Genomic DNA, 14078 nt, shown 5'->3' with positions numbered 1-14078 from the left:
TATATATCATTGTTGGTATTGCCTAGAGATTCTGCATACGCGGAGTAGTCCATTGGGCTTAATAGCGACTGAATGTTCTCTTTAAATGATTCAAAATCGCTCACCGTGACAAATTGCTTGGTGGTGTCCACGACTATGGTGACCGTGTCTTGGTTTTCAACAGGAACGTGAACCATGATTTTTCGCATAGCAAACAATGACACTAATGTTTCTGCCATGCGTGCCCACACGATTAAATCGCCGTCGTCATCAAATAACCCCACTTCGCGTAGCCACTTTCCTTTGTATTTTGCTGCCATTTCGGATGACATGATAATGCCGGCTGCAAGGTAGCCTGAGCCGCGCTCTGTGATTGGCTCTCGGCCGATTTCATTAACAAGAGATGTCCCATCAATGCTAGGTGTAACAACGTCACCGTTGCCATCCCCTAAAGCTAGTTGAGTAATTGAAAGTGATTGACCAGAAGTTAGAGTATTAAGTTTTTGCTTACCAATATCAGTAAGTACGGCATATTGCTCTGAGTCGAAAGAAGAACGCATGGATTTATTCATTTTGCTGGTATCTCTATATCTTCATAAACAGTGACATAAGGCGCTACTTTTACGCAGCCATGAACATTGGACTGTGGCGGTTTGGGTCCAATAGTGATCGAATGTATTGCAGTTTTATAAGCGCCTAAATAAATTGACACTTCATCATTAACTTCAAATCGAACATCCCAGTGTTGGCTACCTCGTTTATTGCGCTCGATAGCACTTGCAATCGTGTTTTGCAGTGGCTTATCAATCAAGTGACTTATTTTGTTGACTGGCAATGAAACAGTAAAAGTGCCGTTTACACTTGTTGGATTTTGCTCATGCCATTGGATAACTTTAGAATCAAACCCAATATGTGTTATGGCTCGCTCTACCGCCCATGCAGTGCCCTTATAACGAAAGAGCAACAACGCTTCTTTAACCACTGCACGTCTTTTTTCGATGGGCCAAGAGTCATCCCAAAACTCTGCGCGCCATTGCCATGCCAGCCAGGGTAAAAACGACTCGTGGACACTATCAATATCAAGAATTTGTAAGCTTTGAATCGCTGATTTTAATTGGCCTAACTCTTGCATTGTTAGATCGCTAATGGCACGCTGTCGTAAGTTGGTTTTAAGTATTAAAGGCAACATAACCAAATCCAGATACTTTGATCGATCAATTATCTCACCTTGATTTTGACCGTGTGATCACACGGTCAAAGTACATATGCTATGCGTCTATTCTGTTTTTAAAGAAAACAGAGGACAGACTAATGAACCTACCAATTGACACCCAAGCTATAGAGCGATTTGGCTTGTGTGTATTTAACAAACCTGTAGTGATTGATGGCGCAACGTACACAGGGGCTCGCAGAGTTGTTGAGGCTACTGTTCGTGACCGAATCGAAGCTGAACGCTGGTGCAGAGATGAGTTCGGCTTTGTATCTAGCGATGGCATCCTTGCAGGCATAGCAAGTAAAGTTATTGAGTTTGGTAACGTTGAAGGCAAATATGAATTGGATAAAAACGGGAAAATTATCGGGCCATTAAACCTGGTCAATGGTAAATCGCTCCCACCAGACCAAATCGTTTCCCATTTTTCCTATGATGATTTTACTTTGGTGGCCATCGTGCTGGGAAAGACTACCCCCTCGTCAGAATCCGAGACTCAGAGCTCAGAAAACTCATTAAATGCATCACCCACAGAAAAGTCGGAATAATGGCTTATAGCGAAGCTCTGGATTGTTCTTGGGCTTCGTTGTTGTTCGCATTGGAGATGATGAAAGATGAATAATAACTATGCGCTTGGTCTGCTCGTAGGGGTTAAAAATCAATTCACGAAAGGCGCAAAAGAGATTCAAGCTGAATACAAAAAGCTGTCTACTGAACACAATAAGCTTCAATCAAAAGTAAAGGACGTTGATGCATACAAGCAGGCGCAATCTGAGCTTAAATCTTATCGAGATGAGCTCAAGAAAATGTCCAATCCTTCTGAAGAGGCAGAAGCAAAACTTCACCAACTCACCAACTCGCTATCAAGACAATCTCGCGCATTAAAGAAGGCTGGCATCGATACAAATGATTTAGCTCTAGCGCAAAACAAATTGCAAAAAGAACTACAACAAACTGCATCTAAGATGAACTCGGTAAATAATACCGATCTGTTTAATGCAGAATCGATGGCTGGTATTGGCCTAGGCGTTACCACATTGGCGGCTAGTGCTCAGAGCGGCATGAACACCAACAGAGTTGAAAGACAGGCGTCTGCGTCTACAGGGATTGAATTAGAGACGATCCAAAGTTGGCGTAATGCATTAGCTGATATCGAGACGCAAACGGCTAGGCCATATCAAGAGATCTTGAATGCTCGTATACAAGCATCACAATCAGGCTACGATGATAATGCAGCGATTGAACTAACCAAAACGTCAGCAGAACTCAGTGCTGCTTTCCAAAATCTAAATTGGCAGCCACAAGAAGTTATGTCCGCGCAAATGCGCCTGATGAAATCCTTTGATATTTCAGCAAGCCAGGCTGCTGACTTAATAGCGACCACTGCTCAAAAATCGGGGGATGACCGCGGTGATCTGCTTGATACTATAACTGAGTATTCGTCTACCTATGCCGACCAGGGATTAAATGTTGACACCGTTTTTGCCCAGCTTATCGCTGGTCGACAAGCTGGTGTTTTCAACTACGATAAAATTGGCGATCAACTAAAGGAAACCTTACAAGCAAGGCTTTCTGATCCAGATCAATTTAAGAAATTGATAGGTACTGGTGATAAACAAGGCTCAATAGATGAATTAATAAAAGATCCAGCATTGGCGAAATCATTTAAAAATTCATTATTCGATATGCGTAACGCCATGAGCACAGGTGAAGGAACCGATGCTGCATACGGCAATATGATGATGCAACTGGCGTCGTTATATAAAGCAGATAAGAGCGCGGCAAGAAATATGGCAGAGGGTGTTGGCGGCACTATCTTAGCTGAAGATATTGGCATTCGTGGTATTGAGGGGATAGCTCAAGCGGCGTATGACCCAAAGTCAGTCTTGGGTGACTATGAGGGCACTCTTAGCGACGCGATGGAAGTGGCTATATCCCCAACCCAAAAGTTAATGACTGAAATATCGGCGATGGGCCGTGCAGCATCGACATCTTTAACCGAGCTTGAAAACTTAAGTGAGGGGCTTCTTGATTTCGTTGGTAAAGGTGCGTCAGTAGTTCGAGAGGGGGCTAACGATAATGCACTAATTGCTGGAGCATTAACTTTAGGGGCTGGTGCTGCGACGATATATGGTGGCGCAAAAGGTACAAAATTAATCAAGGATAATATTATGGGCCTTCTTGCTGGCGGCATTAAAGCAAAAAATGACGGCGGCGGTGATGCTTCAAAGCCTGGTAAATTTAGTTTCCTTGGTGAAAGACCAGACCACCAGCGAAACTTTGCTGGGAAGTTCAATTTAGGGGCGATAGGTAAAGTATTTAAACCGCTTGCGATATTGACTAGCGCGATCCCGACCGCAAAGGCTATATCTGACGGTAATTATAAAGATGCAGGCAAAACTGCCGCCTCTCTTGGTGGTGGATTGGCTGGAATGAAGGTAGGTGCTTTAGCTGGCGGAATTGGTGGCCCATTGGGTATAGCTGTTGGCGGAGTTGCTGGAGGGATCTTAGGTAGTATTTTTGGAGAGCAGGCGCTGGATGGCGTAATGGATTACTTTTCGCCAGAATCAGCTAAGGAGATAGAATCGGCAACAAAAAATGCGAACGATGTAGAGAAGGCGCTTGCTGCTACAACTCAAATTGAAAACACGATTTCAGTTAAAATTAGCGCACCTGTTACAATTGAAAGCGGCGCTACCGTTCCTGATGATTTTCAAGAGCAACTGATTAAGACCTTCCGACATTTGACACCAGAGCTAACGGAACAATTGCGTGAGACGTTAGAGACTTTATCTAAATAAGATTAGTTAAGTTTTCAGCATCCACAAAAAGAAGATGTTGTAAATTTATTTTCGTACGAAATGTAGAAAAATGGGGGCATTCTCAAAAGCTATCGACACTTTACTTTGTCGGTGCCGATTGTTCGTGTATTAGTGCAATCTATTACATAGAGCAGGAAGGCATAATAAGTGTCCATTCAAATTAATCACGTCATTATTCATAAATTAGTGAAAGAAAAAAATGAACCCATTCATGAGAACGTTATTAGAAGAGAGGTATTACCGCCGACATCTTCAATCGTAATCAAACTGATTGAAGGTGTGCTTGGCGTTTACGGTAAGCAAAATAACTCGGTTCAATATGGCGTATTCCGCCCTGAAAATGGTGGCGAGTTTCCTAAAACATTCAGTAGCTACCATAACCCATCCCAAGGTCTTTCTGAAGATGCATTTAAGAGCTTAACTGAGCACGCGATGAACCAACTTTATCTAAGTGCAAGCGGTGTGGCTTTTGCGACAGGTGGCTTTATTCTCTTCGCGGACTACATGCAAAATAGTACACGTTTTTTGCTTGTAGTTATGGTTAAGCAAAAACCAGGACAGCATATCACTGATGATATTGATGTTAAGGAGATTGAGTACATAGATTTGACAAAGCTACACCAAGCAGCCCGAATCAATTTCGATAAGTACGAGCAGTACTCAGATGCAAGTGATTCTGACAAACAAGAAGTTAGTTACCTAAGTTTTGTGCGTGCTGGCAATGGTGATAAAGCCTCTGGCTACTTCATTAATGCGTTTGGTTGTCAAGCGGGATCGACTTCAGCTAAAGCTACGGAAGTCTCAGTCAGTGAATCGGTACGTTACTTTAAGAAAAATGATTCACTTAGACAATACGCGGCGAACGTAAAAGAAGACATGCTTCATTTATATGATCAAAAAGAAAAAGCGAAAGAGTCGGTCAAATTATCTGATATTGAAAGCATTGCTAGAAGGTACTTTAATCCAGAAGAAGCTGATGATTTAGCTGAGGACCTTATCTCTCATTTAAATTCAGAAGAAGTAGGCGTACCGAATGAGTTTACAGTAAACCGACGAAAACTAGAAAAAATGACACATGTTATTTTCAATAGTGAGGAGTTTAAGTTAACATTTGATAAGAATGACCTAGGTTCAACGCCTCATGCAAGATTCTATTTTGATGGTGAGCAACTCATAATCAAAAAGCTTCCTGATTCTTTGAAGAATGAACTGAATGAGCTATTGAGTGAGTCAAATAAACAATGAGCACAAAGTAAAAATGTCACTAAGAGATGAAGTAGCCTTTTACCGCGCTTGTGGACAACCGAAATCACCTTATCCTAAGATCGAGGGGACTTTTCCTGCGTCTAAAGCTCTGGTTGAATGGTTAAAAGGTTACATATCAAAGAGTGTCCCCTCGAATGGGAACTTCCTTAGAGATGCTGACTTTGATGGTGACGATTTAAAAAAGACCCCCCACCTTCTTGATTCACTTAGTGAGACAGATTGTATCTATGTGCATGGGCGACCTCATCAAGATACGGCATGCTGTTTCTATGACGATTTTGACAGTTTTCTAGACGATTGCATTCTTCTAAAAAATGGCTCTATCCCTGAAGAATTTTACTTAAAGACAGAGGATTATTACTATCCTGATGATAGTAATCTGGAACTGCAAAAGACCATAAAGTATTTAGATGATGTTTGTACGCTTATTCGCACATTAAAGTCAGTTGCTCACTATCATGATGAGCGAACTGGTGGCGGTAATTACCCAAAGTTAATCTTTATTGCCAATAGAGATAAAGAAGAAGCTCGTTCAGATTCAGTGATTTTAGAAATCAAGCTAAGTTCGAAGTTGCTTATCGGGACTCTGGCCGATTTAAAGATCTTGTCAACGCTCTCAAAAGAGAAAGGGAGTACTGATATCCATTATCAGGCAAGGGTAAATATTTTTCTGAGTTCATTGCATGAATTCTTCGGCGATTTAGATCCAGGAAAGACACTCGAAAAACTCATCATAAAATGGGACGACTTCGTTAGATTATATGAAAGCAACTATAACATTTACCTTAGTGGATTTGCGTTTCATAAAATAAAGAAAGAAATTGCAAATGATGAACTCACTGTGTCTGGAGAGATATCCAAGGTCACTCGCGAGTTGATTAGCAAGCTATTCGCAATCCCTTTGTCTATGGGCGTTTTGATTGCAATGTCTCAAACAAACTCCTGGATTGTACATGCGTTTTTAATTGTAAGCCTTTGGCTAACTACGGTTTTACTTAAAGGTATTGTTGACAATCAAAAACAACAGTTAAAGTCGGTAATTCATTCTAGAGAAATCATTGCTAGTTCTTATGGGGGAAGCCAGCGGGACTATCCCAAAGAGCTTTCAGAGCATCTTGTGACTATGAATGAAAACTTAGACAATGAAATTAAATCAGCCAAGGATTGGCTGTCTTTTTTTAATGTCGTTGTTTGGGGGCCATTAACCATCGCGGTTTTGTACTATTTGGTTCAGTATGCTGATAATGACTTAGTTTTAGTTTGGAAGTACATTTTGAATATGTAAAAAAGCCCTGATGCAACCAGGGCTTTTTAGTATCAATCAACTCTCACTTTTCCAGCAACAAGCTCAATAACCTCGCTTTTACTCATCGAACTAACATCCTGAACTTTCTCATCAAACGCCCCCATACGCGTCACACTGGCTAGTTCTTTCTCAATCCAAGTGACCAGGTAGATCGCCGCAACGGCATCGCCACTACCAAGTTCGTGAAGTCCGTAATACGCTTCATCGCTCTTAGCAAGATCTGCTATCTGCTCTTCTTTGCCATTTAGCCGGCTATTTTTACTGACGACTTGCTTTACTTGGCCATCAGTCAGTCTCTTTGCTTGCGCTGCTGTGAATGTATCTTGAATCAGACTTTTACTTTGCTTGAACGTTTGGTTGTTGATGTCGGCTTCAAGCTTGTGCTCTTTCGCCTTTTGCATCAATCCCGAAGGTATGCGATCTAATGACGCGGTTGGACTGTTCTTAAACTGGTGCTCCTTCTGATAGGTTGAGTTTCTTGCCAATGAAGCCTCTGTAATCGAGCTGGAGCGTTGCTTATCAGCTTTAGATAGTGCTTTATACATTTCAGCCGCAATCGCCATCACAATGGCCCTGCATTTATGGTGATTGGGTGGATAGTACTTCTTCCAGAATGAATCACCTTTAGGTTTGACCGTCTTATCCAAATGTTTGCAGAGTTCGGTAGTGCCGTCATCGAGAACAGATGAATACATCAGGTACTCAACCAGCTCGTTATGCTCTACTTGCGTCCAACGGCCAAAGTTGTAAGCGCTCATCATGTTGTTACGATAATGAAGCTCCAAGTAATATGGGTTGCTTTCAGTGATACCAGCTCGACTAAGTAGCCCGTCGATATTTTGCATTACCTCTGACTTGCTCTGCCCAAGCTCTAATGCGTCCGTGTAGTACTTCTTAACGCGCTGCATGCTCTCTTCCCCCATAACAGAGGCAATGGTGAAGGCACGCAGCTTAAGATTAGCTTCGAGTCGCTGGTAAGTTTTTTGATCGAGCGGAACTTGGCCATTGAGGTGATCGATAGCTTCGGAGAACTGGACTGTGACGTCGTCGTCGGCCAAGTTTATTTGTTTCTTGGTGGTATCGATAAGATGCTTTTGCCCATATAACCACGCCAGCACCATGCTGTCAGTGAAAACCTCGGCAAAGGTCTTGGTTGACGATAACGGGATCGAGTTTTTGTTTAGCCGGCTTTTGATAAGCTCAGATAGTTTCTTGGCTGTAAACAAAAGGGCTGAATCTTCCAGCCCTTTCATTTTGTTGAGATTGCGTTTTTCTTGCTTAAGCAAGGATTCTATAGGCATAGCAAGTAATTCTCATCAGGTACATTAGACAAAGATAGCGGCGCAGGTGCATTGGTATTCGATGACTTATCAATCATCGCTTTAAATGCCTCTTCATCAAATTGCATCGATGCAATAGAAAGCGTTGGGTTAAGCGTAGCTAGCCATCTAAGCAAAGTTAGGTTGATTGTATTAATCACAACTTTCAAATCACTTGCTGTGATACGAAGCGTTGCTCGCTCAAACACTTCACCCAGAGCGCGTGAGCCATAGTCGCCGTTGCCTGTTGACAGTGTTTGTCCGGTAATGCGCTTACAAATCTTGTTGTCGTAGAATTTAATAACCTCAACAAGTTCCGGCGCTTTGCCCCCACTTTTGAGTTCGACCAACTCTTCAACTCCACCAAGAGCTATGGCAGAGCCGCTTTCAATGGCTGATAAGTTACCGGATATATTGTCTAAGTCATGTTGGCTTGCATTATCTTTAGCAAGAGCGACTACTGATGGAATAGCATATTTCTCACCCAAACGATCAAGGTTAGCAATGTGCGTCCATTTGACTTGCCATGTCGGCCAGACCGATTCAAGTAAGCTTTCCCCGTATGGTTTTTCTCTTGAGCCGTTACGCACAAATACCATCACCTTGCCAGGTGTGACTTGAAGCGATTCAAAGTTACCATGAAGAAACAAAAGCTCACCTTGCGCACCAATACGAAACAGCTTGGGTGCGCGAACACTAAAAGCAGCCGGATAGACTTCATCCCCATTGCTGAGCCAATCCAGCTCTACAGGGTTAAATCCATATTCAAGGTGCTTTAAACCCGCCATCAATAAGCTATCAAAATCGATATACGAAAGTAAGCGCTTGGTGTTGGCAATGGCATTCTCATCACCAACCCAGCTCCATGGCATGCTCAGTGCGACGGTTTTTCTTAGCTCTAAGTCACCGGCAACTTCATCATCGAGTAACATGGCCTCAATAGCGCCCCAGTAGGCGTCATAGCTATTGTGAACATTACCACCTAGTTGAGACGGTACAGGATAGTATTGCGAGAGGTAGTTAGTAGTCGCGCTCGGTAAACTTGAGGAAAGGGTTGAGATTTTGAGACTTGGATTTTTCATCTTTAGTGATACTCGCACCAACGTAGTATGAAGAAGATTGTCCATCGATGGACGGAACGCGACCAATCGCCGCATCAATCAAGTTTTGCGCATCTTTCTTATTGGAATGAAAACTGACATCAAATTGGCTAATACGGCCAAGCTCGTAAATAGCTCGATTAACCAGCGCCATACTAAGGACAGCATTTTCATCACCGCTGTAGCCTTTGTTTAACGCATCAGCCTGCGTAAGCGTGACGTAACCCCAAACCGCCGCATTTGAGCAGGCGGTCATAAGGCAAGTTGGATAAGTTCGACTTTGGGGGGTATGCATTGGCCCTTCATCAAACTCATCCAATACCAGCCCATGCTTTGGTGTCGGCCTTGTCGGGTGTTCGATATCGCCCGTTAGTGACAAATAAAGCTGAGGTTCGAGGGCGTTTTTCACGCCCTCTGGAGTCACTAGTTGCCTTAACGTATCAAGGTTCATAGTGTACTCCCTTGCTATGCGACAACTTCACACCAGCAAATCGCGTTGACGATTGGTGCTGGTAGCGGCTTTGATTTACCCAAGATTTCAAGGCCCGATGGGTTAGTCTTGATATCGTGAGTAGCAAAGAACGGCATTGGCTTATTGCCGGCTTTAATGTCATCAAGAGCCAAGTAGTACAACTTGTGGTTTGCATTGGTATCGACCATACAGAAAGCATTGCTTGCAATCTTATCGGTCATCGCGTTATTCACGCCTTTGTACTTACCGGTTTGCTTCATGATGCTGTAACCACCAATGATGATTTCACCTTGCTCACCGAGCACCGCTTTGATTGTTGACTGATTCTTCGCGGTCGCAATCGTCATAGCTATGCTGTATGCCTTACGGCCAGCCAATACTTTAACTACATCACCGTAATCTTTGAGCTGCATAGCTTCATGCATATCTTCAAGCAGCATGAACAACTCAGTAATCGTTGATGATGCTGTCAGCTTTGTATCAAGCGCGTGTTGAATTGGGTCTCCAAACTCAATTGTATACATGTCGATACCCGCATCCGTCTTCATTGGGTACGCGATAGTACCGGTCAAAGATTGCGCGGCCATCGCTTCGATTGTCTTTTGCACAACAATCAGCATGTCGTTAATGCGCGTTTCAAGGTAACCCTTGATCGCCTTTTCACCTTGCTGTTGGAAGATTAGTGCCAAGTCATTCAAATCGGCTGCTGAAACAAAGTCAGAAACATCGACGCCGTTAGGGTCAATCTTCACCATCTCGCCAGTGCCTTTATCAAGGGCGTAAGCTTCTGTACCACGACGAACAACTGGCACGTTTGAAAGCTCACGCTGAAGGTCAGCCATTGAGATGCTTGCAAATGGGTGCTGAATGCCTTTACCGTAAATCAGCTCACGAATTGGGTACTTCTTCGTGTGGTTCTTTTTAAACTTCGCTAGCAGCTCTGAAATAAACTCAGGGGTCAGCATGCCAGAAATCAGGGCGAGTAAATCCATAATATGTCTCTTTACCTTTTGATTGGCTCCCATGTGCTCATAGAAGCCAGTGTTAAATTAATTACTACTCAGGAGAAGCTTCTTGTTTGACTGGTTTCTCTTTCGCCTTTTTCTTCTCAGTCGTTAGTCCAGGTGAATCAGTTGTCGTGCTCTCTGATGTTTCACCACTGGAGAATTCTTCGGTTTGCTTTTCATCTAATGCTTTCGCATGGCATGAACTTGCGATGAAGAGCATCGCTTCAAGGTTGTCAATCGCTTGCTCGATAGCTGCTACAGAGCCCTCACTCATTAACAAGGTCAATGGATTTCCGCCAAGGCTGTTTTGAACCGCTAAATACGCTTGGGTAAAATCCGCTTTGTGCAGTTTGATAAGTTGTTGCTTGTCCATCGGATTAACCCTCAAACAGCGTGGATGCCATAAGCGTCAGTTTCTGCGCAGTATTGATAGGCGCATCACCAACAAAGACTTGAGAGGCCAAATAACCACCAGTGACTAAACAAGGCACAGACGTATGATCTTCGCGCTGCGCTTCGGTTGTAATCGCAAGCTTACCAGCGGCGGTGCCATCCCATGCTTCAATCCCCGTTGTTTTGATGATCACAACAAGACCACGCTTTAGACCAGTTACTCCAGTCTTAACACCAATGTTGCGTGTTTGGTTTAGCTTATTGACTGCAACAACCGATGCCAGGCTAAACGGAGTGCGTTTTGAAAATTGGCTCATAATTAGAATCCTGATTCAGAGGCGATATTCATCATATCGACCGATTGTGGTTGCTGACCTGCTGACAAGTTCACCGGCGCGCCATGAGTCAAACCTTGAAATAACCCCTGCTGAGGTAGTGATGCTTTAGCTGGCTTTGCTTGAACAATGGCTTTCATGCTTGAAAAAATGCCAGTAGCCGAGTTGTCACAAAGGTTGACTGCGTCAGTAGCTTCAAGCGTATCGACGATAGGCTTTAACTCTTCAGCTGACATTTCTTTGGTTTCAGCTAGTGCCTTGATTTCATCAATGCGCGTCGCTTTTGTGGTCTCTTGAACCTGAGCAAGCTGTGATTTCAGCGCTTTGGTTTCTTCTGATTCCACATTGCCCGCTGGTGCATTTGGTGCTGCGGGAGCGCCAGTCGCAGGGTTGCCTTCTGAATCTAGTTTTAATGCTTCTTTTACGGCGTCTTTCACCGCATCAGTTGTCATGTTTTTTACCAGGGCTTCTAGCTCTTCTTTTTTCATATCTAAGATACTCTCTTCAAGAACGGTGGCAGAAAGCTGCACCGCCTTTTTACCTTGTGGCAGTGCGCTAAGCTCAACCACTTCCAAAACTTTTGTATCACCAGCAGGCGGTAGACTACCAAGAACGGCCAAATGGTGAATGTACCAACCTTCACGCCCTTCAAGTGGGTGAAGACTGATGCTGAACCCTTCAAAGTCACCACTGTCTTCCATCTCTTCAAGAATGGCGCTGTAATGAACCTCAAGAATCAACTCCCATTCACCTGGTTGATCTTGGCTTTCGACAACCTGTGGATTGTCTACTCGGCCATAAGCAGGGTAACTATCGCAACAATCGCTTATATGGCCAGTAACAACAGGTGGCCTTGCGTCTTTGTTGAAGTTTGCTACCGCACTATCGATCATCTCTTTTGTTACCACCGCGCCGTTCTTTTGAACGCCGGTTGTCACAATCGACATTTTCTTCATTCGTGCCATGGGTTACGCTCCAACTTGAGGGAACGACAAGCCCTTAGCAAAATCGATCATGAAAATTTGACCACTGCTATCGGAGATCTCAATAAACTGCACAGAGACACTTGCCGTGTAATCTTGCTGCTCATCGTCATAAGTCGGTGATGGTGGGTTAAGCACATAACCATGCACACGAGTCGTCAATGAGCCGTTTTTACGAATACCTGTATGGGTATCGAGCATACGAACTACGCCAGTAAAGCGAAGCTTCACATAGCCGCCATTTTCATTTAGCGTTCGAATATCTTTCGCAGAAAGACTACCAAAAGGTATCGAGGCGGTGATGGGATCAAATTTACCTGTTGGAACTTCAACGCCGCCCACACCACCTAATCCACCAAGTAGTTTGGTCTTGCGTTTAATTTCAACACTCATCCCTTTCACACGGCCAATGTATTGCGACTCATTTATGTAGGCCGCCTGATTTGTCATGATGACACTTGCATTTTGGCTCACGAGTTACCCCCTAATAATTGTGACAGTGCGTTTTCTAAGCCTTGAGAATAAATCTCAGCTTCAAACTCAATGCTTTCCATCACCATGGCTGGCGTTGCCTTATAATGGAATTTGATTTTGCCTTGCATCAGATTGCTCAGTGGGTTTTGCTCTTCTTTGATGTAGCACTCCCCATACACCAACGATTCACCAATCTTCTCGCGTAAGTAATCATTAGTACTTTCCGCCACTCGGCCAATTAAGGTGTTCGCTAAATCATCAGGACTGGTGAACATTGGTCGGTCAAGAAACTGCATGGCAAACTTCTCGATCGCTTCTTCAATCATGTCCATCGTGCGACGCCACGCGATAAAGGTCATCACATCCGATTTTGATGGATAGGCAGTACTACGGTTACCAAAAGCGCGAAGGCCATTAAAGTTAATCGTGGTGACAATACCCGCTGCATTAAGCTGTACCACCTCACAATCTGAGTCATTCGGTAGATACTCAAGGTTGTGCTCTGACGAGACCGCATCAACAAGCTTGAAGTTAGAAGGGCTACACCAGTAACCGGTTTCCATCGTTTCGCCTGTTAGGTTCTTATCCATCTGGATAATCAGACCTGCATAAGATGGCGCGGCCCAATCAAGGCGCTTTACGCCTTCGTTGTTCAGCACATTCAGTCGTGGGTAATAACAGACCGCACGATAGTCGCTAATGCCGTTAGCAAAAGCTTTGGCTTGCTCTTGTGTTGAGCCGCCTGGCGGCTCAGTGATCCACATTCCGCGAGTTTTACGAATGGCCGCAACGGCTTGAGAGGCAGCACCTTCTTTATCAATCAGACCAGGGGCTAAGAAAATCTTCGGCATAAAGCCATAGATAGCTTGTGTCTGACGGATTAGCGGTAGACAAGTTAAGAACTTGCCCAATTCCGGATCGGCTGCAATGGCACGCTCAAGGCGAATTTGCGCTTGCGCTGCTTCGTTCTCTTCCGCGCTCGATGCATTCACAATAGCAACATCAGCAATCTCGACTGACTCTGCTTCTTTTGCCTGTTTTGCCGATTTTGAATCAGACTTGGCTGCTTCGCTTACTTCTACTTCGCTTGCTTCTGCAACGAGTTGCGTTGTTACATACGAAACAACGGTTGCACGCTCAGCGTATTTGTAGATACGTTCAAGTGAATCTAAAAGCGTACCAGGGCCAAGCTTCTCTTTGGCTTCGTCAAAAGATAGCGTTTTAATGACGCTTCGTTCTGTTGGAATTGTCGCAGTACCAAACACACCCGCAATCGCACTCGATACATCAAGGATTGGGACTGGGCCTGAGACCACTTCAACGGTATCAACACCGTGTTTCATGAGGGGAACTCCCTATCAGTTAGTAGGGAGCACTATAAGAAAAGTAAAGCGATTACCTGATCAGGCGAG

At 44.0% G+C, this 14078-nt stretch carries 15 protein-coding genes; 4 read left to right on the top strand and 11 right to left on the bottom strand.

All coding sequences use genetic code 11. From position 1 onward, the window contains the following. On the bottom strand, positions 1–551 hold a 551-nt coding region (locus IQQ51_RS25070), incomplete at its 3' end, for a phage tail protein (RefSeq protein WP_228013241.1). Then, a complete protein-coding gene (locus tag IQQ51_RS25065; RefSeq protein ID WP_193842463.1) occupies positions 548–1168 on the bottom strand; it encodes a phage tail protein I in 621 nt (206 codons plus the stop codon). The genes IQQ51_RS25065 and IQQ51_RS25070, both read right to left, overlap by 4 nt. A 122-nt stretch (positions 1169–1290) precedes the next feature. On the opposite strand from IQQ51_RS25065, the gene IQQ51_RS25060 reads away from it, so the two are divergent. The 4 genes from IQQ51_RS25060 to IQQ51_RS25045 all read left to right on the top strand — a co-directional run bounded on the left by IQQ51_RS25060 (position 1291) and on the right by IQQ51_RS25045 (position 6562). Beyond that, positions 1291–1737: a hypothetical protein gene (locus IQQ51_RS25060; protein WP_193842462.1), complete on the top strand. Its 447-nt coding sequence runs from the start codon at positions 1291–1293 to the stop codon at positions 1735–1737. A 66-nt stretch (positions 1738–1803) separates the two neighbouring features. Continuing rightward, positions 1804–3990, top strand: coding sequence for a phage tail tape measure protein (locus IQQ51_RS25055; protein WP_193842461.1), 2187 nt, complete (start codon positions 1804–1806; stop codon positions 3988–3990). A 168-nt stretch (positions 3991–4158) separates the two neighbouring features. Continuing rightward, positions 4159–5256, top strand: a complete 1098-nt coding sequence (locus tag IQQ51_RS25050; RefSeq protein WP_193842460.1) for a nucleoid-associated protein — start codon at positions 4159–4161, stop codon at positions 5254–5256. After that, positions 5237–6562, top strand: a complete 1326-nt coding sequence (locus tag IQQ51_RS25045) for a hypothetical protein (protein ID WP_193842459.1) — start codon at positions 5237–5239, stop codon at positions 6560–6562. Before IQQ51_RS25050 ends, IQQ51_RS25045 begins: the two co-directional genes overlap by 20 nt. Before the next feature lie 32 nt (positions 6563–6594). On the opposite strand, the gene IQQ51_RS25040 is transcribed toward IQQ51_RS25045, so the two are convergent. From IQQ51_RS25040 to IQQ51_RS25000, 9 genes are all read right to left on the bottom strand, one after another. After that, complete coding sequence (locus IQQ51_RS25040) at positions 6595–7884, bottom strand: phage minor head protein (protein WP_193842458.1); 1290 nt, start codon at positions 7882–7884, stop codon at positions 6595–6597. Next, positions 7875–8984 carry a phage portal protein family protein gene (locus IQQ51_RS25035; protein WP_193842457.1) on the bottom strand — a complete coding sequence of 370 codons (1110 nt, stop codon included), beginning with the start codon at positions 8982–8984 and terminating at the stop codon, positions 7875–7877. The genes IQQ51_RS25040 and IQQ51_RS25035 overlap by 10 nt, the downstream gene beginning before the upstream one ends. Beyond that, positions 8923–9453, bottom strand: a complete 531-nt coding sequence (locus IQQ51_RS25030) for a hypothetical protein (RefSeq protein ID WP_193842456.1) — start codon at positions 9451–9453, stop codon at positions 8923–8925. Before IQQ51_RS25030 ends, IQQ51_RS25035 begins: the two co-directional genes overlap by 62 nt. 14 nt (positions 9454–9467) lie before the next feature. Next, positions 9468–10466, bottom strand: coding sequence for a major capsid protein (locus IQQ51_RS25025; RefSeq protein ID WP_193842455.1), 999 nt, complete (start codon positions 10464–10466; stop codon positions 9468–9470). Positions 10467–10530: 64 nt separating this feature from the next. Further along, entirely contained in the window at positions 10531–10854 is a 324-nt protein-coding gene (locus IQQ51_RS25020) for a hypothetical protein (RefSeq protein ID WP_193842454.1), read from the bottom strand. A gap of 4 nt (positions 10855–10858) precedes the next feature. Further along, on the bottom strand, positions 10859–11191 hold the full coding sequence (locus tag IQQ51_RS25015) for a hypothetical protein (RefSeq protein ID WP_193842453.1): 333 nt from the start codon (positions 11189–11191) through the stop codon (positions 10859–10861). 2 nt (positions 11192–11193) lie between these two features. Continuing rightward, the gene (locus IQQ51_RS25010) at positions 11194–12174 is read right to left on the bottom strand and encodes a hypothetical protein (RefSeq protein ID WP_193842452.1); all 981 of its coding nucleotides are present in this window, start codon (positions 12172–12174) and stop codon (positions 11194–11196) included. A gap of 3 nt (positions 12175–12177) precedes the next feature. Beyond that, entirely contained in the window at positions 12178–12666 is a 489-nt protein-coding gene (locus IQQ51_RS25005) for a phage major tail tube protein (RefSeq protein WP_193842451.1), read from the bottom strand. Further along, positions 12663–14009, bottom strand: coding sequence for a phage tail sheath family protein (locus IQQ51_RS25000; RefSeq protein ID WP_193842450.1), 1347 nt, complete (start codon positions 14007–14009; stop codon positions 12663–12665). Before IQQ51_RS25000 ends, IQQ51_RS25005 begins: the two co-directional genes overlap by 4 nt. Between the last annotated feature and the right edge of the window lie 69 nt (positions 14010–14078).

The sequence above is a fragment of the Vibrio sp. OPT18 genome (assembly GCF_015163615.1).
Taxonomy (GTDB): Bacteria; Pseudomonadota; Gammaproteobacteria; order Enterobacterales; family Vibrionaceae; genus Vibrio; species Vibrio coralliirubri.
Note: the sequence above shows the minus strand (reverse complement) of the source record. Positions and strands in the feature narration are given on the sequence as shown.

Excerpts from the sequence above, each read along its gene's own strand:
- IQQ51_RS25065 (WP_193842463.1), bottom strand. The coding sequence starts at position 1,168 with ATGTTGCCTTTAATACTTAAAACCAACTTACGACAGCGTGCCATTAGC.
- IQQ51_RS25060 (WP_193842462.1), top strand. The coding sequence starts at position 1,291 with ATGAACCTACCAATTGACACCCAAGCTATAGAGCGATTTGGCTTGTGT.
- IQQ51_RS25055 (WP_193842461.1), top strand. The coding sequence starts at position 1,804 with ATGAATAATAACTATGCGCTTGGTCTGCTCGTAGGGGTTAAAAATCAA.
- IQQ51_RS25040 (WP_193842458.1), bottom strand. The coding sequence starts at position 7,884 with ATGCCTATAGAATCCTTGCTTAAGCAAGAAAAACGCAATCTCAACAAA.
- IQQ51_RS25035 (WP_193842457.1), bottom strand. The coding sequence starts at position 8,984 with ATGAAAAATCCAAGTCTCAAAATCTCAACCCTTTCCTCAAGTTTACCG.
- IQQ51_RS25030 (WP_193842456.1), bottom strand. The coding sequence starts at position 9,453 with ATGAACCTTGATACGTTAAGGCAACTAGTGACTCCAGAGGGCGTGAAA.
- IQQ51_RS25025 (WP_193842455.1), bottom strand. The coding sequence starts at position 10,466 with ATGGATTTACTCGCCCTGATTTCTGGCATGCTGACCCCTGAGTTTATT.
- IQQ51_RS25020 (WP_193842454.1), bottom strand. The coding sequence starts at position 10,854 with ATGGACAAGCAACAACTTATCAAACTGCACAAAGCGGATTTTACCCAA.
- IQQ51_RS25015 (WP_193842453.1), bottom strand. The coding sequence starts at position 11,191 with ATGAGCCAATTTTCAAAACGCACTCCGTTTAGCCTGGCATCGGTTGTT.
- IQQ51_RS25010 (WP_193842452.1), bottom strand. The coding sequence starts at position 12,174 with ATGGCACGAATGAAGAAAATGTCGATTGTGACAACCGGCGTTCAAAAG.
- IQQ51_RS25000 (WP_193842450.1), bottom strand. The coding sequence starts at position 14,009 with ATGAAACACGGTGTTGATACCGTTGAAGTGGTCTCAGGCCCAGTCCCA.